The sequence below is a fragment of the Acinetobacter portensis genome (assembly GCF_009372215.1).
GTDB lineage: Bacteria > Pseudomonadota > Gammaproteobacteria > Pseudomonadales > Moraxellaceae > Acinetobacter > Acinetobacter portensis.
In genome coordinates this window covers 21,529-43,049 of the sequence record NZ_LWRV01000113.1, presented here as the reverse complement: position 1 = coordinate 43,049, position 21,521 = coordinate 21,529, and the positions used below count along the sequence as shown (strand labels likewise).

Below are 21,521 nucleotides of genomic sequence, written 5' to 3'. Positions count from 1 at the left end.
TTTAAATTATTCAATGATTACTTGATTTTGTTTGTTTTGCACTTGCGTCCATTGATGCCATCCCCATGCTGCCAAGCCCACGAATGATGCATATAAAACCGCTGTTAGGTATAAATCTTTATACATAAACATGCCTGTATAAATAATATCAACAAATACCCAAAGCACCCAAGTGGCGATATGTTTTCGACTTGTCCAATACGTTCCAAGTAAACTAAATGCAGCAAGTTGAGAATCTAAAAGTGGTAATGCAGCATCGGTAAAATAATGCAGACTTAAACCAAAGATTAAACCACCTATTGCAGTAATTATTATATGAAATAAAACTTTTTGAGCAGCGATAGGTTCAATTCTAATTTCATGATCTTGTTTTTTGGTTTTAGACCAATGATAAAAACCATACATCCCCAAGAACACAAAAACGATTTGTAAAATGGTTTCGCCATACAACTTATATTCAAAAAATAAGTAGCCATAAACAACATAAGAAATGAGGTTTACACCCCAACACCACAAATGACGACGAATTGTCAGAACCACACCAATTACACTAATAATTACGGCAAAAACTTCTAAAGGCGACATATTTTCAATATTCAGAAAGCATACTGATCATTATCAAATTTTTGAACTAATTCTCAAGTATTCTCGTGTAATTTTAATTGGATACAGTGATGAACTTGTGAGTTTTGACTTCAATCTAGCAATTGAGTAAAACAGTGAAAGTACATAAAAAACAAATTCAGGGATTAAAGAATGAATAATATAGCGACTCATCAAATGAAAGAGTATGTAAACACCGTTCAATTCCCTGCCCTAGATGACTACATACTTACAGGCACACTTTATTCTCCACCAAAACCTAAAGCACAAATACTCGTTGCAAGTGCAACAGGTGTTCCACAAACTTTTTACAGACGCTTTGCTGAATATGCCATGCAAGCAGGCTATCAAGTTTTATGTTTCGATTATCGCGGTGTTGCTCAATCTGCGCCTAAAAGCTTAAAAGGCTTTGAAATGTCTTACCTAGATTGGGGACGGCTCGATTTATCTGGTGCAATCAATTATTTAAAACAAGAAGCTTTAGATCTTTTTATGGTTGGGCATTCTTATGGCGGACAATCCTTGGGGCTTGCATCAAATCATCATCACATTAAGGCGATGTATTGTTTTGGAACAGGTGCAGGTTGGCATGGCTATATGCCTTTAAAGGAAAGAATTAAAGTTCAAATTGTTTGGAATATTGTTTTCCCACCTATGGTTGCACATTCGGGCTATTTAGCGTGGAGCAAAGTAAATATGGGGGCAGATTTACCCAAAGGTGTTTATACAGAATGGAAAAAATGGTGTAAAAATCCAACGTATTTTTTTGGAGATCCAGATCAAAAACATCTATTCGATTTATATGCTCAAGTAAAAACACCTATCTTTGCGGTTGCTGCTTTAGATGATGCTTGGGCTTTACCTAAATCTCGTCATGCATTTATGCAACATTACTCAAAAACCACAGTGCAATACATTGATATTACAGCGCAACAATATGGATTAAAAGAAATTGGGCATATGGGATATTTCCGCAAAGGATCAGAAAAAATTTGGCAATCGATGATTAATACATTCGATGAAATGTGCTTAGCCTAAATATGCTGACTCGTGTAAATCACTAAAATTTAATGGTTCATTCTATTAATCTTGAATACGATAAGTGTATTGGTGCTCTAACCCATCTCGATCTACATGGGTAATAAACACGCCATAACGTCCCACGTAATATTCTAAAGATTGGTGATAAAACCCCCAATAAACTGACCATTCTTCTAAATCTAAATTTCTTAAACTTGTTTGTGTTTGAATAGGCATTTTGCTGAGAATATTTTCTTGAATATTTACTGCATTTGTTTTTGCCATGTCATGTGTTTTAGATTCTAAAAAAATCGTTGCGACATCATCAAAAAGTTGTTGTTCATACTCATCCACAACTTCAACAATTTCTGGAGACGTGTGTGCTGATGCTTTTGTCACAGACACTTTGACAGCATTGAGCTTTGCAAAATATTTAGATTTAAAAGCTTGGTTGATTTTAATTTTACAAAAAACTTTCCAAAATGCAAAAGCAGAAATAATAAAAACAATAATAATTAGTAATTTAACCATAAGCGTACCCACGATATTGATTCACGGCTTACACCCTTTTTAATGTACATGATTTATGCAAATTAACAAAAAAATATGGCACATAAATTAGATATAATTCACTTTATTTTTATTAAATGTTAAAAATTTTAATTATTTTTTATATTGAATAAGGCAACTCACATTGCCTTATTCAAAGAATATAAATTAATCGCGTGTTTTCACATCGAACAATTCAATTTCAAAAATGAGATTTGAATTTGCAGGAATAATATTTCCCATTTTACGTGAACCATAAGCTAAATGTGATGGAACGATAAGTTTACGTTTACCGCCCACTTTCATACCCATAATACCTTGATCCCAACCTTTAATTACTCGACCTGTGCCAATCACAGTTTCAAAGTAGTTACCACGATCGATAGAAGAATCGAACTTTGTACCATCTTCCAACCAACCCGTGTAATGTGTTGTGATTAAAGCACCTTTAACTGCTTCTTTACCTTCACCCACTTTTAACTCAATGATTTCTAATTCTGCTGACACAGTATTTCACCTATAAATATACCAATATTTCAACTTATAGTATAAACGGGATTGGACTAAAAATTTGAAGTTTTACATCTTTAGAACTTATGCATATTTTCTCAATCCATGAATCTAGCTTTTATTATTCAAACAATTTGACATAAAAAAAGATGCTAACATCACGTATAGCATCTTCCTTTTTTTCAATCAATTAGACTAACTTATTGTAATTGAGTCCACTCAATGACAGCCTGAGCATTGTCGCCAATAAGCGTCCATTCACCATCCATCACATTCAATTGCAACTGCATGGTACGTTCGCATAAAGCTTGAATAGCTTCTGTTGTTGCTGTTGAAAGTTGCCAAATTTCTACATTTTTCAATGTTTTCAATTTACTATTGCGCTTATACCATTCATCTACAGATGAACCATACGTAATTACAGCAACTTGTTTGCAACGTGCACTGGCTTTTTTTACTTTATCTTCATCTGGACTGCCCACTTCAATCCATTTTGTGAGCTGACCTGTTAAATCTTTTTCCCACAATGCAGGCTCATCTGTTTCAAACAAATCTTTGGTAAATTCTAAAGCTTCATCTGCATAGCGCGCATACGCCAAAATACGCACCATTAAACGTTCAATCGTTTCAGATGGATGCAATGCCATTGTAAATTGATAGTCACCATATTGATGAACATCCATATTGGCAATATTTAAATCTGCTTTATAAATTGTTGCTTTAAGCGCCATGAAAATTTCCTCAAATTTGGCGCTTAGCATATAAGATTTCAACTTTTTTTGCAGAGAAGATTTACCGTTGGACTAATCTATTTTGCATTGAAATAACGCATCTTCAAAACTTAACCATTTACGTTCATTTTGATAAATAATTTCAATGCGATTATCAATTCCTTCCTGAGCAGATTGATAATTAAATTGATTAGGGTTGAAATTAAAAGATTTCCAACCTTCATTGGTATGAAACATAGCTTTAATTCTTAGCCAATCTTTTTGTTCACATAATAAATCAAGCACATCATAAAAATTAAAGCTCCAACTTTTTGGCAACTTCCATCCTGCAACGCTATAACCTTGAGCGCTTTCAACATAATGATAAGGTAACTGTTTAATGATAGGCTTTTCATCCTGAGCTAAATTTTGTTGAATTTTTAACAATGGCTGTATTAAGCGTTTTGTGCCTGTATAAATTTGATCAACATCTTGAATAGATAATTTACCTTGCGAAGTTAAAATCCATTTCTGTTGATAAGCGTCATATTCTTTTTTCAATTTTTCTAAAGCAAGAATGTCTGTATCAGACATTTGATCTTGATGAGAGATCACAACAACTTGCGCTGCTTTTAGTTGATCTTGATATAAATTTTGTTGCGACCAATTTGTATCACTTAAACGTGAACCATCAACTACGGTAATTAAACTACGCATACTTAAATGCTGTAACCAATGTGGCTCTGTAAGTTGTTCTAATAATTGTGCAGGATGCCCCAACCCTGTAGGTTCAATAAAAAGTCGATCTACTTTATTTTCTGAAATCAACCGTGACAAAGCAATTTGCATAGGCAACTGACTACTACAACACAAACAACCACCTAATAATTCTTGAACAGCAAAACCATCTGTTTGAGGCATAAGTTGTTGATCAATTCCAATTTGACCAAACTCATTCATCAATACTGCCCAAATTTCTTCCTCAGGCTTTTGACTTAAAAAATGCTGTAATAAGGTTGTTTTACCAGCCCCTAAAAAACCAGAAATAATATGTGTTGGAATCGCTTTTGTTGGCGCAATAAATTTCAAAAGAAACTCACCGTTCAATGTGTATCTACTCATGCTACCAAGAAAAAGACAGAGTTCAAGACTAAAAGAAGATGATTGAGATACACAAATAAGTCTGTAGCAATAAAAAATTACATTAGTAGATGACTGTTTTTTGATTCACGCAGAAGTTATGTACAATTAATTTTACTGAAAAGATTAAATAATAAGCACTATGACATATTTCCATACAAATTATATGGATCTTTTAATCCACTATTAACATAAAAATCACACTTATATGACTTATGTATTTTCTACGTTAATAGCAATGTTTCACTTTGTTGCTTTCATTGCCCAAAATACGTTCAGCACTTAGCATGATCGAACTCAATATCTATGTGATGGTAGATATCGATTTTTATATTTATATGAAATTTAATTAATAAGGTTACCAAAATGAAACTTGCTCAAATTTTACTTGCTACTTCTATCGCTGCTGCAGCTGCTACTACTTTTGCTGCTTCTGCTGAACAAACTCCTGTTCAAAATACTGAAGCTGCCGCTGCTCAAGATCAAGCAACAAATGCACCTGCTTCTGAAGTTGCGACTTCTGAAGCCGCTGCTCAATAATTTTATTGAGCATAACAAATAAATTTGAGTAATATCTCCACCTTTTTGTATTACTCAAATTTATCTAAATAGCTGAATTGCACTGCTTTTCAGCTATTTTTTATCTTAGATATAAAGAAAAAAGTATTGGCTAGATCATTATTTATCTTTAAATAGCCCAAAGTGATCCATAAGCTTTTTTAGATGACTCAATAAAAATCATATGACGAAAAAAAGACCTCATCTGAGATCTTTTTCCTAATTAATTCAATTAACAACACATTATTTTTTAGATTTTTTATAAATACTGCAAGAGGGATGATGACCTTCTTGTAAACGCGCTACTTTGCGATGTTCCGCAGATTCAAAACGACAACGCTTCCAATCATTATCTAAATTTAATGCAGGAATATTTTTTGGCTTACCATTCTCATCTACAGCAACCATTGTAAAGTAGCAACTATTTGTATGGCGAATTGTGCGCTTTTGAATATTCTGTGCTTCAACACGAATACCAATTTCCATAGAAGTACGACCTACATGGTTCACACTTGCAAGGAAAGTCACCATTTCACCAACATGAATTGGTTCTTTAAAAGTTACTTTATCTACAGAAAGCGTAACAACATAACTTCCAGAATAGCGGCTTGCACAAGCATAAGCCACTTGATCTAGTAATTTTAAAATTGTTCCACCATGAACATTACCTGAAAAATTCGCCATATCTGGAGTCATTAATACAGACATTGTTAACTCAGACTGGTCTTCTAAAATTGGGGCAATTTGATCTAATGGGGACATTACGGACTCTAGACTCTTTTAAAGACAATAAGATATGTGAATAATATTATATCGCTTTTTCACAATATTGAGCGTTTAAATCGACAAAAAACTCATCATTATTATTTATAATGATTAGGGTATCATTCATAAAAATGTATATCTAATACCATTAAAGCCCATTCTAATTGATTGTTTTTACTATTTTTAATATTCCAACCTAAAAAATATCTTATAAATATCATAATTAGCTATATACAAAAATAAACAATGCAATGTTCATTATCTCCTAATTTCTGCAAAGTACTTCTACTTTTCAGCGTCATTGCTATTTATTTTTTTGTGGTCGTGTTGATACTTTTAACATCTCTTTGGCAATATTCTCATACTTAAGAACTTGATTCGCATCTAAAACTGCTTCTATTTCAAATGAACCATCTACATTTTGCTTCACAACTTCAAATTCAATATTTTCAATGGCTGCCATTGTCACTTTAGCACCCAACCTAACTTTATACATTCAACACCCTATTATTTATCATCTATAAAACTAAAAACTGAATTTTACTTATAAAAAAAACACCACTAAATATAACAAACGTTAAATATAAACTGTTGAATTAATTAATTTATATGAAATTTAAAAAATACATTTATAGAAAAAACATATTAATTAAAATAATTAAAGGAGTATTTTCAGTACTTTATTTCATCTATTATTTATTTTTAAATTTTATTAATAGAAATAAAGACCTAATAAATGTAGGTCTTTATGTTTTCATTTAATTTTTTTAAAATCCTTTTTATTGTTCTTTCACAAAAGAATACTTCGCCTTTTCAATGATTTGATTTAACTCTAGTACTTTACTCATTGTGGCCTCCCTACCTACACTCATCGTTTCTTCACGTCCACTTACATCAAATATATGCACTTTTTCCCGCAAATCTGGTTGAATCACGATATCTGCGTACTTAAGTTCTTCTTGTGCCAAATGTTTTTGCATAATATTAATATTTTGATTAAACAAGCCCCATATATTCGATGTTTCTGTGTGTGTAGGCTGTGCCAAAATATCCACAGCAATGACAATATCTGCTCCTAAATCTTTCGCAGTCTTTACAGGAACAGGACTAACTAAACCTCCATCCACATATTCATCTGTGCCAATTTTCGTGGGAATAAACATGCTAGGTATAGCAACAGATGCTCTTACTGCCTGCCCTGTATTGCCATAATTAAAAACAACTTTTTTACCATCTTGTAATTCTGTTGCTACCACATACATCGGAATTTTTAATTTTTGTAGTTGTGTATCATTTACCTGCTGATTAATAAAATCTTCAACTTTCTTACCTTCAAAAAAGCCTTTCATATCTAGCTTAACATCACGAACATCATTCGCTTTTAAACTTAGAGCAATTTCTTTTAATTCATCGGCACTTTTACCACTTGCATAAAGTGCTCCAACAATACTGCCTGCACTCGTACCTACAATAAAATCTGGATGAATATTATATTTTTCCAATATTTCAATTACACCAATATGTGCATATCCACGTGCACCACCACTTCCAAGAACTAAGGCGATAACTGGCTTTTTTTCTTTTTTTTCAATTTGCTGAAAGTTAACTTGATTTGGTAATTCTTGTGCATCAGGTAAATAACTTAAACTCTGTTGTGGTTTATTTTTATAAGACTCTAATTGAGGCATACTTTGACACCCAACTAATATTAAACTTAAACAACTTAAAATTAAAAAATTTGATTTCAACATTATTCTACAAAGCTAGTTAATTTACCCTTTACACCATACATTTAATTCATGGATAAATTGAAGTGGTATACGTTAATTTTCGTTAAAAATTTCACTTGAAGCTTAATACTTCTCTTTATTCAAAATAATAAAAAAGCCTCTATAAAAGAGGCTCTTTAATCATTTAATTCAATATTACCAAATATCAGATTTTACTTTGCCTTTAAATTTAGGATGATCATCCAAATTAAATACAGGTTCTTTCACACCATTTTTCAATTGCGTTCGGTAATCTTTCAAAAGCATCAGTAAGAATGGCGTTAACAAAAGAATAGCAAGTAGGTTAATACACGCCATACTTCCCATAAATAAATCTGCCATCGACCAAATTAAAGGAACGCTTGTAATAGCACCAAAATAAACCATGATCAACACAAAAACTCGGAACACAAACATCACTTGTTTATTGTTATTGATAAATTGAATATTGCCTTCGGCATAAGCATAGTTACCAATAATAGATGAAAATGCGAACATAAATAAAATAATCGCTAAGAAATCACCACCCCAAGATCCAATTTGACTTTCCAATGCCATTTGCGTCAGCGTCACACCTTCAAACCCAGCATCATGATACAAACCCGATACTAGAATAATAATTGCTGTACAAGTACACACAACGAAAGTATCAACAAACACACCCAACATTTGTACCAAACCCTGATTTACAGGATGCTTCACATCCGATGCAGCTGCCGCATTAGGAGCAGAACCCATACCTGCTTCATTCGAGAATAAACCACGTTTAATCCCTTGCATCATCGCCATTGAAACCATTGCACCAAAGAAACCGCCCGCTGCTGCATCAAATTCAAAAGCTTTACTAAAAATAAGATGGAATATATCTGGCAAAATTGAATAGTTTGTAACGGCAATATAAAGGGCTACAGCAAGATAAAGCACTGCCATAATAGGAACAAAACTTTCAGCAACTTTAGCAATACGCTTAATACCACCAAAAATAATTAATGCCGTAAGCAATACTAAAAATAATCCGACCCAAGAAATTTCAAGGTTAAAACCACCTAATGCAATAATAGGATTTGCTTTATCCCATCCCCATGCATGTGAAGTTGCACCCACAATTGCATTGGCTTGCACGGCATTAAAAACAAAACCATATGTAGAGATTAAGGTAATTGCAAAAACAACACCTAACCATTTTTGCTTTAAGCCTTGGGTAATATAGTAGGCAGGACCACCACGAAACTGCTGATTCTCTCTATCTCTAATTTTAAATAGCTGTGCTAAAGATGATTCTACAAATGCAGAACTCATACCTAAAAAAGCGGTAAACCACATCCAAAATACGGCACCTGGACCACCAATCGCAATTGCAATTGCAACACCTGCAACATTACCTACACCAACACGACTCGCTAAACCAGTGACAAAGGCTTGAAATGGGGTAATTCCATGGTCATCATTACCTTCTTTACGACTTCCTTTCATTACTTTAATACTGTGAAAAAACAAACGAAGTTGTACTCCGCCTGTAATGAGTGTGTAAAACACACCTACAGCTAAAAGGAATATCACTAAAAAATCCCAAAGCGGCGTATTTAGTGTATTGACCAACGCCAACAAGCGTTCGTTCAAATGCTCATCCATATGCAATCCTATAAGCTATAAAATTAGAAATTCTTTAATTAGAGTGAGAACATATTTTATTCAAAATGTATTCACACCCTATAAATGTGAGCGCATTATGCATTTTTATGATTAATTATTTAATTATACTTTACAATTTACTAATAAATAACAGAATAAACAAACAATAAAAAACAGGAGCATATTGCTCCTGTTTTTTGAAATTTAAACTTTAAGGTTTAAATTAGAAATCGTATTTAGCCATGAAGCCAACATGATTTTCTTTACCTGTTTTGTTGTCTACAGTATCACGCTTACCATAAACATATTCAGCACCAAAACTTAATGGCTTAACTGGGCTATAAAGTACATTTAACCAAGCTTGTTGTAGCTTTTTATTTGCATCAACTTTTACAGATTCTTTATCATAGAAAATAGCACCATAACCTAAAGTACTACGCACTTTAGGAGTAAACTGATAAGTTGCACCTACAGTTACTGCATCAAATTCTGATAAATCAATATCGTTACCATCTACTACATATGCAGTATTAGAGCTTGTATAACCTAAATAGAAATTATCACCCTTCACATGCGAGTAATCTACGTTTAGAGATAAACCATCAACTGGTTTTACATTTGCACCAACTGCTAAGCCCCAACCTACTTTCTTATCATCATAAGCAGCACTTGTTTCTAAAGATGTACGATTACGTACTTCTTGCACTAAAGCACGTGCATTCACAACACCTTTGTTGAATTTGTAATCAACTTTTGCTGTTGCTGCAGGTAAACGGTTTACATCAGCACCTTTTTCTAAAGACACTGCATAAGATGTATTTGCATTGATTTTGTCAGCATAACGAACCATTGGTGTACGTTTTGTACCTATACCTAGTGGTGAACTAAAATCAATCATTTCAGGTACTGTTGCACCAGACAAGAAGTTAGATGTTGTTTGACCTACTAACCAATTGTTATATGTTAAATAAGCATGACGCATACGTAATGCCCCATCACCTGAGCCACTACCAAAATCTACTTCGATTTTACCACCAACATCCGCACCTTCCACAGGTGCTTTAAAGTCTAAACCTAAACGCGTTGTTCTTGCAGTTGCGTAAAAACGATCTTCATTTGCTTTAGAATTAGTAAGATCAGCTTTATCAATCGAACTAAAAATGCCATCAGCACCCTCAATTTTATATTGAGCATCAGCACGAACAAAACCGTAAATATTTACATTTGCGCCAGCTTTAGATTTTAAACCAGCAAAACCTGATTGTGCTGGTGCAGCTTTTACTTGCTCAATTTGAGAAGCTTGCTGTAATTGCACTTGTTGTTGTTGTTGAATCAGTGTTTTTAATGTTTCCACTTCCTGACGAAGTTGCTTAATTTGTGCTTGTTCTGCTGTTGCAGCATTTGCAACCGTGCTTAACATTAAAACAGATACAGTTGCCGCTAAGCTTTTTGCTACAAACTTAGTAGTAAGCAATTGACTCATGAAATTCTCCAAAATTAAAATTTGCGTCCGTGACTTTTTCTTTTAAGGTTATTTATATATTCCTTAATAACCGTAAAACTCAAAAGCTCTATAGAAGACACATCTGCATACAGAAGCTTAAAGTGTAATTATTACAACACGTGTAATTTAGTTATTAACTCAATCCAAAAATAAGACATAGATTGAATTATGGATTTAATGTAACAAGTTCTTACCAAGATTAAAATCAGTTTTATAGAATAAGTAACTATTAATTATTGATAAAATGGATTATTTTAATATAAGTTATTGTTTTTAATGTAGATTAATTTTTCATTAAATCAAAAAATATAAGACTTTTGTATTATCTTTATTTTTAAAATATAAAGCTATTTGATTGATATATAACATATATTATAAAAATACAGTATTAAAACAATAATAAATATAGGTATATCAACATTCTCCACTTAAATATTGTGATATTTTTTATATGAATATCACATGAATTTAACTTCCCAGCCCAAATAGCATTAAAAAAACTTCAACCAAATAAGATCAAATATCTATTTTCTATCTTAAATTACAGACAAAATTAATATGCTCATAGTATGATTTAACATTCTATTCAGATTCATCTTTCGTACAAATACATCACGAATGATCTAGTCAAAAACTAATAAAGGATTTGCTTTGAAACATTGGCTTACACGTCTAAAACAAACGACTTATAACACGACGTTTATGTACAGCATCAGAATGATCATTGCATTCTCAGGAACCGCGTTTCTTCCCTATTTTATAGGAAATCAACTTGCAACTATTCCCTTAACTTTAGGTGTTGTTGCAGCAGGTATTAGCGATATTGACGACCGATTTTCTGCCAGAATTCAAAACCAACTTTTTACCTATTTAGGTTTCTTTATTACAGCAACATCTATTCAGTTACTTTTTCCACATCCAATTTTATTTGCATGTGGTCTTATTATTTCTTGTATTTGTTTAATTTTACTCGGTTCATTAGGTCGCAGATACGCCACTATTGCATATGGTTGTTTAGTTGTTTCTGTCTATTCAATGTTAGGTGTTCACCTTTTTGAAGATTGGTATATCCAACCCTCTTTATTGGTCATCGGTGCGGCATGGTATGGACTTATTTCCACTATTAGCTTCCTCCTTTTTCCTGTGCGTGAAGTGCAAGATAAACTTTCATTATGTTATTCATCTCTAGGTGATTTTCTTTTTGCAAAATCTAATCTTTTTGATGTTGATATGACACCAGATAGTTATCAACAAAGTATGATTGATCTTTCATTGGAAAATGGAAAATTAGTCGGAATATTCAACCAAATGAAGACCGCATTACTCACACGTTTAAAAGGTGACCGCGGACAAAAAGATACACGTCGTAGCTTACAATATTATTTTGTTGCTCAAGACATACATGAGCGTGCAGATTCTGCGCATATTGATTATCAAAAATTAGCAAAAATTTTCGAGCATAGTGATGTACTTTTCCGTTTTCAACGCATTTTGTCTTTACAAGGAAAAGCATGTAAAGACTTAAGTCAAAGTATAATGAAACGTGAAGTTTACAATCATAATCGTCGCTTTAAGCATGCATTTCAAAACCTAAAATACTCTCTTGAAAAATTAAAAAAAGATGATTCTTTTGATCAAATTTGGGTAAATGCGCTTTACTCCCTGTATCAAAATTTAAAATCAATTGATGCTCAACTCAAAAACCTTGAAACAGAACGTACAATATCACTCGATAAATCTAAACATATTGAAAACCAACTCAAAGATGATGATTTAAAAGGTTGGGCTGATATTGTGGTGCGTATTAAACAGAATCTAACACCTGAATCTGTACTCTTCCGCCATGCAATTCGACTATCTCTTGTACTCTTAGTGTCATATATTTTTGTACAGCTTACCGACATTCAATATGGATATTGGGTTCTGCTTACAGCCCTATTCGTCGTTCAGCCTAACTTTAATGCAACAAAACGTCGTTTACGTTTAAGGGTTATTGGCACGTTGATAGGCATTATTATTGGCTATGGCATTTTATATTTTATCCCATCTGTAGAAGGTCAACTTCTTCTATTGATCATTAGTGGGGTTTTATTCTTTGACTTACGCAGCAAACAATATGCTCAAGCAACAGCATTTATCACTATTCTTGCATTAATTAATTTTAATTTAGACGGATTAGGTTTCACAGCAGCATTACCTCGTATGATGGATACACTTATTGGCTGTGCTTTGGCTTGGTTAGGTGTGACTTATATCTTCCCAGATTGGAAATTTAGACGATTACCACGCAACATTTCTCGTTCACTCAATGCACAATGCAATTATTTAGCAGAAATTATTGAGCAATATAAAACAGGTCGAAATAATGGTTTGAATTATCGTGTTGTTCGTCGCGCTGCACATAATACAGATGCCGATGTTGCTTCTCTAATTTCTACGCTAGCAACTGAACCCGATTTCGATCCAAACCAAAAATCACTTGCCTTTGAATTTCTATGCTTGAACCACACTTTCCTGAGTTATATTGCTGCTTTAGGTGCACATCGAGAAAAAATTGAAGATCCTGAGATTTTAGCATTGCTAGATAAAGCTCTGAATGATATTAATGGTGCAGTTCTTCGTGATGAAGTCCCTGATTTAAGTGCTCAAAATATGCTACAAAAAATTCGTCAACGTTTAACGGCAAATACAGATGAAGACCAAAAATCTCTCATTATTTTACAGCAATTATCTTTGATAATGAGTATATTGAATCAACTTAGCCGCCTAAAGCAAAGCTTGAGTCATGATAGAGATGAAAATTCAACCGAATTAGCATCCTTATAAATAGGGTGAATTTGCAACAATATACTCCTGAAATGATTCAATTAATGCTACACTTTTTACAGTTCTAAATTTGTTAATTTCACTATGACCGCGAAAAACTTATACGCATATACGCTACAACCTGTGAACTACGAAATTTCTGAAGCTGAGCAGCGTCATGCTCAACTAACGATTTGGCGTAGTACCAATAAAATTGGCATGAAAGCTTGGGCTATCATGGGTGTTGTTGCCTTACTTTCTATTTTAGGTATCGTTCTACTGAAAAATTATTCAACAATTTTTTGTTGGGTTGCTCTTGTCAGTGTCGTTGCTTATTACTTAGCTCGTCGATTCGGTTTAGAATGGTACGTTAAACGCAAAATGAATGAATTTCCTGTTCAAGCAACTACAGGTATCCGTTTAGGCGTTCAGCCTCACGGTATCGTAATGCGTCAAAAAATGGGCGTTCAAGAAGGCGTTGGTGCTGTTGCTTGGAAAGATATTTATGAATGGTATAACACACCAGATTTTCTTTTACTTAACTTCAAAGTAAAAGATCAACAAGGTGCATATATTCTTCCTAAACGCCTAGATTCTAAAAACTTCTCATTTAAAACTATTCGTACGCATTTAAAAGAATCTGTCGGTGATGCTAAAAACATTTAATGTTTTAGTTTACTGAATAAAAAAACCTCCTTTAGGAGGTTTTTTTATTATTCATATCATTGATGCTAATGATAATAATTATTATTTAAAATCCATTTTATCTTCAATTTGTTCATATATAATAATCACCAAACATTCAACCACTCCTTTCGCTCATGTTAAAAAAAACATTTTTCCAAATTCATTGGTTTCTGGGGATTACAGCAGGTCTTATCCTTTCTTTAATGGGAGTCACTGGTGCTATTTACTCATATGAACAGCAAATTCTAAAACTGATTAACCAAGACAGTTATGTGATTCAAGTTCAAAATACACCTAAACTTACTCCTGCTGAAATTTACCAACATTTCAATAAAGAAAATGCAGAAATAAAAATAAATAGTATTACTGTTGCCAAAGACCCTACTGCATCATCAACAGTAAATATTGAAAAAGAAGGTGCTCGTCGTGGTCAAAATATTTTAATTAATCCCTACAATGCACAACAACTGCCTGAAATAAAAGGTCAGCAGTTCTTTCAGTTTATTCAACAATTACACCGTAATTTAACAGTTGGCCCTGTTGGTAAACAAATTACTGGTGCATGTACCCTGATATTAATTTTATTTGTGCTGAGTGGTCTTTATTTACGTTGGCCAAAGAAGCATTCATTAAAACAATGGCTGGCTGTAAAACCAAAACTAAAAGGTCGTAATTTCCTTTGGGATTTACATGCAGTTGTAGGAACCTGGGTTGTTATTTTCTACCTATTACTTGCATGCACAGGTTTGTATTGGTCATATGATTGGTGGCGCAACGGCATGTTTAAAGTGCTTGGTGTTGAACGCCCACAACCTGAAATGCAAGCAAATCAACCTCGTCCTGAAGGTCGTGGCAACAATCCACAAAATCAAGGTGAACACAAAGAAGGAAATGGTGAAGCGCGCTCTGAGGCTAATCGCTCTAATCGAGAACAAAATACTGAAGCTCAATCTCGTCGTGATGATAGTCAAGTAAATTTGCAAACTCGATCTGGTCATAATGATGAATCTAAAAAGAATAATAGAGATCGTAAAGGCTTAAATCCTGAACAAATTAATATTGCTTTAACACAAGCTTGGACAGGTTTTAACAGCCAAATTGGTCGCGACTACTCTACCCTCACACTGAATATTCCTAAAAAGCCAAATGGTGAAATGGAGATCAGCTTTGTAGATGCTGTTCCACAACATGAACGTGCTCGTAACAAAGCAACATTTAACTATAAAACGTCTGAAATTAAAGATATCGAAATCTATGAAGACAAAAAGTTAAATGAAAAAATTATGAGCAGTATGCTACCTGTTCACCGTGGTAGTTTCTTCGGCCCTGTTTATCAATTCTTTGCAATGGTTGCTGCGTTATTAATGCCTCTGTTCTTCGTTACAGGATGGATGCTGTATTTAAAACGTCGTAAGCAAAAGAAATTAACCCTTGCTGCACGTAACTCACAAACAGGTTTTATCGTAGATCCAAATGCAAAACCTTGGCTTATTGTGTACGCTTCACAAACGGGTGTTTCAGAACAACTTGCATGGAGCACAGCAACAAGCTTACAAGAAGCACATCAACCTGTAACTGTAAAATCTGCACAGCAAATTTCACTACAAGATTTACAAAATACAGATCAAGTTTTATTTATTGCAAGTACTTATGGCACAGGTGAAGCACCCGATCTAGCTTCTGGCTTTGCAAAAAAAGTCTTAAATGTATCTGCCGATTTAAACCACTTAAATTATGCGGTACTTGCACTTGGGTCGAAAGAGTATGCTGAAACATATTGTAGTTTTGGGCATGCAATTGATGCATGGCTAAAAAACAATAAAGCTCATGCATTTTTTGACGTAATTGAGGTTGATAATGCGAACAAAGAGCACATTCAGAAATGGAATGCTTCTCTTGCAAAAGCAACAAATCTCGATTTACACCATGTTTCAATTGATAAAACATTCGATCAATGGACATTAAAAAATCGTATTTTATTAAATGAAAATAGTTTAGGTGCACCTGCATATAGCATTGAACTTGTTCCATCTCATGATGCAACTTGGCAAGCAGGTGATATTGCTGAAATTCAACCAGGTAATAGTCCTGGCAGAATTCATCAATTTATGCTTAAACATCAAATAATTGAAAATACAAAAGTAGATTCTTCAGGCATTAGAATTAAACAGGCTCTGTTATATAAAGACCTAACAAGTGAAATAGAGCCATTTGCCAATTTAGATCATCTATTAGAACAACTTGTAGATTTACCTGCGCGTGAATATTCAATTGCAAGTATTCCCTCTCAACAAGTTTTACGATTAGTTGTACGCCAACAGTCCAATACACTAGGACAATTGGGACTTGGTTCTGGTTGGTTAACTCAGTATGCAAACTTGAATACAACCCTTGATTTACGCATTCGTACCAATGAATCGTTCCATCTTATTGATGATAACCGACCAATTATTTGTATTGGTAATGGTACTGGTATTGCAGGTTTAATGAGCATTCTCCACACACGTGTGCGCCAAGATTATTCACAGAATTGGCTTATTTTTGGTGAGCGTCAAATTCAGCATGACTATTTCTTCCAAGAAACCATTGAGGCTTGGAAAAATATGGGCATGCTTCAACGTTTAGATCTTGCCTTTTCAAGAGACCAAGCTGAAAAAATTTACGTTCATCATAAACTTGCTGAAAATGCAGATGAGCTGAAAAAATGGATCGATGAAGGTGCTGTAATTTACGTCTGTGGCAGCATTAATGGCATGGCAACAGATATTGATAGCACACTTGTTCATATTTTAGGTGAAACTACAGTTGATCAACTTCGCCAAGATGGCCGCTATAGACGTGATGTTTATTAAAGCCAAGCTTATCCACACACTTACATAATTAAATAACAAAAACCGAGTATTCGTACTCGGTTTTTTATTACACTGATTTAAACAATAATTGATAATTTCTCAATTTAATATGTCAAAAAGAATTTCTGTACTTTTATGGATACTCAGTTTAATTTTTATTGTAGATGGCATTTATCTTTTTTCACTTGGAAAACTCCATCTTGGAACAATACTTCCATTTTTAATAGGGATTACAGTTGGTTTCTATCTTATTTTTCAAGCAAAAGTTCATCATTTTCTAAAACAAAAACCTAAAATTTTTGCCATTTGGAAAATTGGGATCACAGCAGGAATTATTTGGTTTATCAGCATAGTGGTATTTTTTAGTTATTTAAAAATAAATATAAGTCCAAACTCAATTCAAACACCCGTATCTGCAATTATTGTACTAGGTAGCGGAACTGAACAAGGCAAACCATCTCCAGTATTACAAGCAAGATTAGATGCTGCAGCAATGCTTGCTAAACAACAGCCCCAAACGCTTATGGTATTAAGCGGTGGCATCGATTACGGTCAAGTTTTATCTGAAGCACAAGTGATGGCAAATTATTTAAATACAGAATACCAAATATCGCTCAATAGAATGATTCTAGAAAAAGAAAGTACGAGCACTGAATTAAACTTAATCAATAGTCAAAAACGATTAAATGAGCATGAAATATCACTACAGCACCCGATTGCAATTGTTACAAGTGACTTCCATACAATTCGTGCATCGAAAATTGCAAAAAAAGTAGGCTATCAAAACCCCTATATGCTCAGTGCGACCACACCATTCAATATTCGCTATAATTCGTGGCTACGTGAATACTTTGCATTTTTAAGTGGCTGGATATTAAATGAATATTAACTTTTTGAAGAATAATTTAATGAATACGAATAATACGCGGTAAAGGTAATTCTAATTTTTCATATAAATCAGGTCTATTCGTATGAAGTTTATATAGGATAGATTCTAAATCTAATAACATTTTTTCAGGACTTAGCTGAATATTTTGACCTTCTGGGGATAAATTCAGCGAAAGAATATATTTAGCTTCTTTTAAATATGGAATGATTTTTTCAATAAATATACTTAATGAAACTTTCTGAATTTTATAATTTACCCAATCACCTTTTATAAGCAAGCTAGCTAAATTCTTATGACTCCAAATAGCTAAGCTCTGCTGCCCTATGTGCATTACACAAAGCCCACTATTCGCAATATAAGCCAATTAAAAGCCTTGAGTAAAATCGTATCTAGAAAAGTTTGATAATGATCTTTAACACTAAGATTTGATAGATTTTGAAGTGTGGAATTTAGCTAATATGGATTTTTCATCATAAATATGATAATTGAATTTTATAATATGTTTATTTTTAATTATATTCAAATATATGGTGGGCGCTGACGGGATCGAACCGCCGACATTCTGCTTGTAAGGCAGACGCTCTACCAACTGAGCTAAGCGCCCTGAAGAATAAAAACAACATTGTTGTTTTTATGACACAAGTCATAAAACTTGCTTGAATTACATTTTTCACTTCAGGGAATGAAAAATGGCGCAGCGGACGGGACTCGAACCCGCGACCCTCGGCGTGACAGGCCGATATTCTAACCAACTGAACTACCGCTGCATCGCTATACTTATTTCTAAGTATTTATCTTTTAAATTAATAAAAGATGGTGGGCGCTGACGGGATCGAACCGCCGACATTCTGCTTGTAAGGCAGACGCTCTACCAACTGAGCTAAGCGCCCTTATAGGGTCTAACATTTCGATTTTAGGATGGCGCAGCGGACGGGACTCGAACCCGCGACCCTCGGCGTGACAGGCCGATATTCTAACCAACTGAACTACCGCTGCATCACAAAAAATCTGGTGGGCGCTGACGGGATCGAACCGCCGACATTCTGCTTGTAAGGCAGACGCTCTACCAACTGAGCTAAGCGCCCTTAAAAGGTCTATTACGTAAATGGCGCAGCGGACGGGACTCGAACCCGCGACCCTCGGCGTGACAGGCCGATATTCTAACCAACTGAACTACCGCTGCACTTACATAATATCGCTATTAAAGTACAAACAATGTATTAAGAACTAAAGTGGCGCAGCGGACGGGACTCGAACCCGCGACCCTCGGCGTGACAGGCCGATATTCTAACCAACTGAACTACCGCTGCACTATAAGTATCTTAACTTTGAAAGAAGCTTGGTGGGCGCTGACGGGATCGAACCGCCGACATTCTGCTTGTAAGGCAGACGCTCTACCAACTGAGCTAAGCGCCCTTTCAAATCGACTTCATCGCTTGATGAGGTGCATTATAGAGAATCCTGACGGAGTGTCAAACGCTTTTCTAACTGTTTTCCATATTTTCAGCTCGAGTGATTAAAAAATAGGTTATTCGATTCAAAAACAAACAGATTCTTCAATTATTTGTAGAAATTAATACTTGTTTTCACATTTTCATCCGTAACTTTTTTAATAAAAAAGTAAAAATCAGCATCATTTTTTATTTTTTTTAAATATTCAGCAATTTTTTTTCAGAGATATATACCAATGCACGTTCAGGAATTAAGTCAAATAACTCAATAACATCTAAATTTCGCATTCGAATACAGCCATGTGACTTTGGAATACCCATTGGTTCTGTGTCTGGTGTTCCATGTATATAGATATAACGATTAAAAGTGTCACACCCCTCACCTAAATTAAATCCATCTTCCAAGCCACTTAACCAAAGAATGCGTGACAATATCCAATCTCTTTTTGGAAATGCTTCTACTAAATCATGGTTATAAATTTCACCTGTTTCTTTTCGAGCAATGAAAACTGTATTTTCAAGAGCATTATCACCTACTTTTAAAGCAACTTCATGCCATCCTCTTGGTGTTTTCCCCGAGTTTTCTTTTTCACCAATACCGTTCAAGCCACTTGAGATGACATAATATTTATTATGTTTTGGCACATATAAAGTTTGTTCTTCTAAATCTATTAAAATGTCTGCTTGTTCTAAAGCGTATTTCATAATGATCCCTAATTCCCCTGAGTTGCTGGTTCTGGTCTTAACCACAGCCAAATTGCAACAATTAACATAGTAACATCTGTGAAAATTTTAACAGCAAGAGGCGCAGTTGTTAGTAACATCAGCACCCCACTAATTAGCATCATAATACTGGCAAACCATTTGGCTTTTCTTGGAACTGTGCCATTTGCACGCCATGCCTTTAATGTAGGACCATATTTAGGATGATTCAATAACCAAGCATCCATTTGTGGCCACCCCTTAGATGCTGCCCATGCAGCCAAGATAAGAAACACTGTTGTTGGCATACCGGGTAATAATGCCCCTATAAAGCCAAGTATTACGAAGATGATCACCAAACTTCGCCAAAACAACGTTCTCATAGATTTTTCCTGCGTATCTCATTTTTGTAGTATAAGTGGTTTTAAATGATTATCCGTTGCATTTCTGCACTTTTTAGCTTGGATTTTAAATGCCATACGCTCAAACATCTTTATTCGTAGAACCTTGGCTAAAATATAAAAAACCTATTGTTCGTCAACTTGCATTTGCAATTGCAAGTCCGAATATTTTATCGAGTATTCCATCAGAGCTCAGTATTGCTCATTCCTTTAATTTACATACAAATGAACATTGGCAAGAACACTATAAAAACTATGAAAGTCGCTTAGAGCAGCTCGACTTAGACAGTACAGAACTCGATATTTTTCTATCTAAATTAAAAAGTACACGTTTAGGCTTACGTTTTGAAATGTTCTTTTGGTTTTGGTTACTAGATGACAAATATCATTATTACAAATTAATAGAACATAGTATTCAAATTATAGATGGACCAAAAACTGTTGGTGAACTCGATTTCCTTATATTCAATAATAAAGAAAACCGAATTGAACATTGGGAAGTTGCACTTAAATACTATTTAGCAGAAAAAGATTTTTCGCTTCCCTTTTGGTATGGCTTAAATAGAAGTGATACTTTTGCACGTAAATTAAATCATTTCACACAAAAACAATTTCAATTTAGTCATGTATTAGGACAAGAAATTTCACATAAATTTGCAGTCATGAAAGGTCAATTATTTTTACCTAAATACCATTTAAATGAAATGCACCCAGCATGGATTAATCCTGCTAGACGATTAGGCACTTGGGGAACGACTATCTTGCCTCCATCTGAAGAGTTTTATCGTTTAAGCCGTCAAGAATGGATTTGTCCAGATTTACAGAAAACCAGTGAAACTGCGCGCTGGTGGACAGATGGTTTATATTTTCAACGTAAAAACCAACACCATTATATGTATAGAAATACTCATTTATTAACACCTTAAATGCTGAATTTATCAGCTACATTTGCTTACTAAACAACCATAAAATAT

The 21,521-nt window shown here is 34.1% G+C and carries 20 protein-coding genes and 8 tRNA genes; 7 read left to right on the top strand and 21 right to left on the bottom strand.

Going from position 1 to position 21,521, the window contains the following annotated elements:
- Window positions 1-6 precede the first annotated feature (6 nt).
- Window positions 7-585: a nicotinamide riboside transporter PnuC gene (gene pnuC / locus A6M14_RS13630; RefSeq protein WP_152875789.1), complete on the bottom strand. Its 579-nt coding sequence runs from the start codon at window positions 583-585 to the stop codon at window positions 7-9.
- A gap of 171 nt (window positions 586-756) precedes the next feature.
- Between pnuC and A6M14_RS13625 the strand changes: the two genes are divergently transcribed.
- Entirely contained in the window at window positions 757-1,641 is an 885-nt protein-coding gene (locus A6M14_RS13625) for an alpha/beta hydrolase family protein (protein WP_152875788.1), read from the top strand.
- Between the two features lie 45 nt (window positions 1,642-1,686).
- Here the strand turns inward: A6M14_RS13625 and A6M14_RS13620 are convergent, their stop codons facing one another.
- The 4 genes from A6M14_RS13620 to A6M14_RS13605 form a co-directional block, all read right to left on the bottom strand.
- Window positions 1,687-2,154, bottom strand: coding sequence for a hypothetical protein (locus A6M14_RS13620; RefSeq protein WP_152875787.1), 468 nt, complete (start codon window positions 2,152-2,154; stop codon window positions 1,687-1,689).
- A gap of 186 nt (window positions 2,155-2,340) precedes the next feature.
- A complete protein-coding gene (locus A6M14_RS13615) occupies window positions 2,341-2,679 on the bottom strand; it encodes an FKBP-type peptidyl-prolyl cis-trans isomerase (protein ID WP_163120963.1) in 339 nt (112 codons plus the stop codon).
- A gap of 203 nt (window positions 2,680-2,882) precedes the next feature.
- On the bottom strand, window positions 2,883-3,413 hold the full coding sequence (locus A6M14_RS13610; protein ID WP_152875786.1) for a YaeQ family protein: 531 nt from the start codon (window positions 3,411-3,413) through the stop codon (window positions 2,883-2,885).
- Between the two features lie 72 nt (window positions 3,414-3,485).
- On the bottom strand, window positions 3,486-4,481 hold the full coding sequence (locus tag A6M14_RS13605; RefSeq protein WP_152875785.1) for a CobW family GTP-binding protein: 996 nt from the start codon (window positions 4,479-4,481) through the stop codon (window positions 3,486-3,488).
- 417 nt (window positions 4,482-4,898) lie between these two features.
- Between A6M14_RS13605 and A6M14_RS14150 the strand changes: the two genes are divergently transcribed.
- A complete protein-coding gene (locus A6M14_RS14150; protein WP_171500297.1) occupies window positions 4,899-5,072 on the top strand; it encodes a hypothetical protein in 174 nt (57 codons plus the stop codon).
- 261 nt (window positions 5,073-5,333) lie between these two features.
- On the opposite strand, the gene A6M14_RS13600 is transcribed toward A6M14_RS14150, so the two are convergent.
- From A6M14_RS13600 to A6M14_RS13580, 5 genes are all read right to left on the bottom strand, one after another.
- The gene (locus tag A6M14_RS13600) at window positions 5,334-5,852 is read right to left on the bottom strand and encodes an acyl-CoA thioesterase (protein ID WP_152875784.1); all 519 of its coding nucleotides are present in this window, start codon (window positions 5,850-5,852) and stop codon (window positions 5,334-5,336) included.
- 307 nt (window positions 5,853-6,159) lie between these two features.
- Window positions 6,160-6,351, bottom strand: coding sequence for a hypothetical protein (locus A6M14_RS13595; RefSeq protein ID WP_152875783.1), 192 nt, complete (start codon window positions 6,349-6,351; stop codon window positions 6,160-6,162).
- Between the two features lie 283 nt (window positions 6,352-6,634).
- On the bottom strand, window positions 6,635-7,606 hold the full coding sequence (locus A6M14_RS13590; protein ID WP_152875782.1) for a patatin-like phospholipase family protein: 972 nt from the start codon (window positions 7,604-7,606) through the stop codon (window positions 6,635-6,637).
- 174 nt (window positions 7,607-7,780) lie between these two features.
- Window positions 7,781-9,256: an alanine/glycine:cation symporter family protein gene (locus A6M14_RS13585; RefSeq protein ID WP_152875780.1), complete on the bottom strand. Its 1,476-nt coding sequence runs from the start codon at window positions 9,254-9,256 to the stop codon at window positions 7,781-7,783.
- Window positions 9,257-9,479: 223 nt separating this feature from the next.
- Window positions 9,480-10,739, bottom strand: coding sequence for a DcaP family trimeric outer membrane transporter (locus A6M14_RS13580; RefSeq protein ID WP_152875778.1), 1,260 nt, complete (start codon window positions 10,737-10,739; stop codon window positions 9,480-9,482).
- Window positions 10,740-11,411: 672 nt separating this feature from the next.
- Here A6M14_RS13580 and yccS point away from each other — a divergent pair.
- The 4 genes from yccS to A6M14_RS13560 all read left to right on the top strand — a co-directional run bounded on the left by yccS (window position 11,412) and on the right by A6M14_RS13560 (window position 17,993).
- The gene (yccS, locus tag A6M14_RS13575; protein ID WP_152875777.1) at window positions 11,412-13,586 is read left to right on the top strand and encodes a YccS family putative transporter; all 2,175 of its coding nucleotides are present in this window, start codon (window positions 11,412-11,414) and stop codon (window positions 13,584-13,586) included.
- Window positions 13,587-13,670: 84 nt separating this feature from the next.
- Window positions 13,671-14,231 (top strand): YcxB family protein, encoded by a 561-nt coding sequence (locus tag A6M14_RS13570; protein ID WP_152875775.1) that lies wholly within the window; start codon window positions 13,671-13,673, stop codon window positions 14,229-14,231.
- Window positions 14,232-14,386: 155 nt separating this feature from the next.
- Window positions 14,387-17,104: a PepSY domain-containing protein gene (locus A6M14_RS13565; protein ID WP_152875773.1), complete on the top strand. Its 2,718-nt coding sequence runs from the start codon at window positions 14,387-14,389 to the stop codon at window positions 17,102-17,104.
- 109 nt (window positions 17,105-17,213) lie between these two features.
- Window positions 17,214-17,993, top strand: a complete 780-nt coding sequence (locus A6M14_RS13560; protein WP_152875771.1) for a YdcF family protein — start codon at window positions 17,214-17,216, stop codon at window positions 17,991-17,993.
- Window positions 17,994-18,009: 16 nt separating this feature from the next.
- On the opposite strand, the gene A6M14_RS13555 is transcribed toward A6M14_RS13560, so the two are convergent.
- The 11 genes from A6M14_RS13555 to A6M14_RS13505 all read right to left on the bottom strand — a co-directional run bounded on the left by A6M14_RS13555 (window position 18,010) and on the right by A6M14_RS13505 (window position 20,529).
- Entirely contained in the window at window positions 18,010-18,357 is a 348-nt protein-coding gene (locus tag A6M14_RS13555) for a DUF2750 domain-containing protein (protein WP_241678076.1), read from the bottom strand.
- 164 nt (window positions 18,358-18,521) lie between these two features.
- Window positions 18,522-18,597: transfer RNA gene (locus A6M14_RS13550), tRNA-Val, on the bottom strand.
- Window positions 18,598-18,683: 86 nt separating this feature from the next.
- Window positions 18,684-18,760: transfer RNA gene (locus tag A6M14_RS13545), tRNA-Asp, on the bottom strand.
- A 47-nt stretch (window positions 18,761-18,807) separates the two neighbouring features.
- Window positions 18,808-18,883 (bottom strand) — tRNA-Val (locus A6M14_RS13540).
- Between the two features lie 29 nt (window positions 18,884-18,912).
- Window positions 18,913-18,989 (bottom strand) — tRNA-Asp (locus A6M14_RS13535).
- Window positions 18,990-19,002: 13 nt separating this feature from the next.
- A tRNA-Val gene (locus A6M14_RS13530) sits at window positions 19,003-19,078 on the bottom strand.
- Between the two features lie 21 nt (window positions 19,079-19,099).
- A tRNA-Asp gene (locus A6M14_RS13525) sits at window positions 19,100-19,176 on the bottom strand.
- A gap of 50 nt (window positions 19,177-19,226) precedes the next feature.
- A tRNA-Asp gene (locus tag A6M14_RS13520) sits at window positions 19,227-19,303 on the bottom strand.
- A 30-nt stretch (window positions 19,304-19,333) separates the two neighbouring features.
- Window positions 19,334-19,409, bottom strand: a tRNA-Val gene (locus tag A6M14_RS13515).
- A 233-nt stretch (window positions 19,410-19,642) separates the two neighbouring features.
- The gene (gene elsL, locus A6M14_RS13510) at window positions 19,643-20,149 is read right to left on the bottom strand and encodes a cell wall-recycling L,D-carboxypeptidase ElsL (protein ID WP_152875769.1); all 507 of its coding nucleotides are present in this window, start codon (window positions 20,147-20,149) and stop codon (window positions 19,643-19,645) included.
- An 8-nt stretch (window positions 20,150-20,157) separates the two neighbouring features.
- Entirely contained in the window at window positions 20,158-20,529 is a 372-nt protein-coding gene (locus A6M14_RS13505) for a YbaN family protein (RefSeq protein ID WP_152875768.1), read from the bottom strand.
- An 89-nt stretch (window positions 20,530-20,618) separates the two neighbouring features.
- On the opposite strand from A6M14_RS13505, the gene A6M14_RS13500 reads away from it, so the two are divergent.
- Window positions 20,619-21,473, top strand: coding sequence for a DUF1853 family protein (locus A6M14_RS13500; RefSeq protein ID WP_152875766.1), 855 nt, complete (start codon window positions 20,619-20,621; stop codon window positions 21,471-21,473).
- Window positions 21,474-21,521: the final 48 nt, after the last annotated feature.

Bases quoted from the DNA above. Each gene is read 5' to 3' on its own strand.
- A6M14_RS13560 (WP_152875771.1), top strand. From the start codon at position 17,214: ATGTCAAAAAGAATTTCTGTACTTTTATGGATACTCAGTTTAATTTTT.
- pnuC (WP_152875789.1), bottom strand. From the start codon at position 585: ATGTCGCCTTTAGAAGTTTTTGCCGTAATTATTAGTGTAATTGGTGTG.
- elsL (WP_152875769.1), bottom strand. From the start codon at position 20,149: ATGAAATACGCTTTAGAACAAGCAGACATTTTAATAGATTTAGAAGAA.
- A6M14_RS13600 (WP_152875784.1), bottom strand. From the start codon at position 5,852: ATGTCCCCATTAGATCAAATTGCCCCAATTTTAGAAGACCAGTCTGAG.
- A6M14_RS13590 (WP_152875782.1), bottom strand. From the start codon at position 7,606: ATGTTGAAATCAAATTTTTTAATTTTAAGTTGTTTAAGTTTAATATTA.
- A6M14_RS13505 (WP_152875768.1), bottom strand. From the start codon at position 20,529: ATGAGAACGTTGTTTTGGCGAAGTTTGGTGATCATCTTCGTAATACTT.
- A6M14_RS13565 (WP_152875773.1), top strand. From the start codon at position 14,387: ATGTTAAAAAAAACATTTTTCCAAATTCATTGGTTTCTGGGGATTACA.
- A6M14_RS13595 (WP_152875783.1), bottom strand. From the start codon at position 6,351: ATGTATAAAGTTAGGTTGGGTGCTAAAGTGACAATGGCAGCCATTGAA.
- A6M14_RS13500 (WP_152875766.1), top strand. From the start codon at position 20,619: ATGCCATACGCTCAAACATCTTTATTCGTAGAACCTTGGCTAAAATAT.
- A6M14_RS14150 (WP_171500297.1), top strand. From the start codon at position 4,899: ATGAAACTTGCTCAAATTTTACTTGCTACTTCTATCGCTGCTGCAGCT.
- A6M14_RS13625 (WP_152875788.1), top strand. From the start codon at position 757: ATGAATAATATAGCGACTCATCAAATGAAAGAGTATGTAAACACCGTT.
- A6M14_RS13570 (WP_152875775.1), top strand. From the start codon at position 13,671: ATGACCGCGAAAAACTTATACGCATATACGCTACAACCTGTGAACTAC.
- A6M14_RS13580 (WP_152875778.1), bottom strand. From the start codon at position 10,739: ATGAGTCAATTGCTTACTACTAAGTTTGTAGCAAAAAGCTTAGCGGCA.
- A6M14_RS13610 (WP_152875786.1), bottom strand. From the start codon at position 3,413: ATGGCGCTTAAAGCAACAATTTATAAAGCAGATTTAAATATTGCCAAT.
- A6M14_RS13620 (WP_152875787.1), bottom strand. From the start codon at position 2,154: ATGGTTAAATTACTAATTATTATTGTTTTTATTATTTCTGCTTTTGCA.
- A6M14_RS13585 (WP_152875780.1), bottom strand. From the start codon at position 9,256: ATGGATGAGCATTTGAACGAACGCTTGTTGGCGTTGGTCAATACACTA.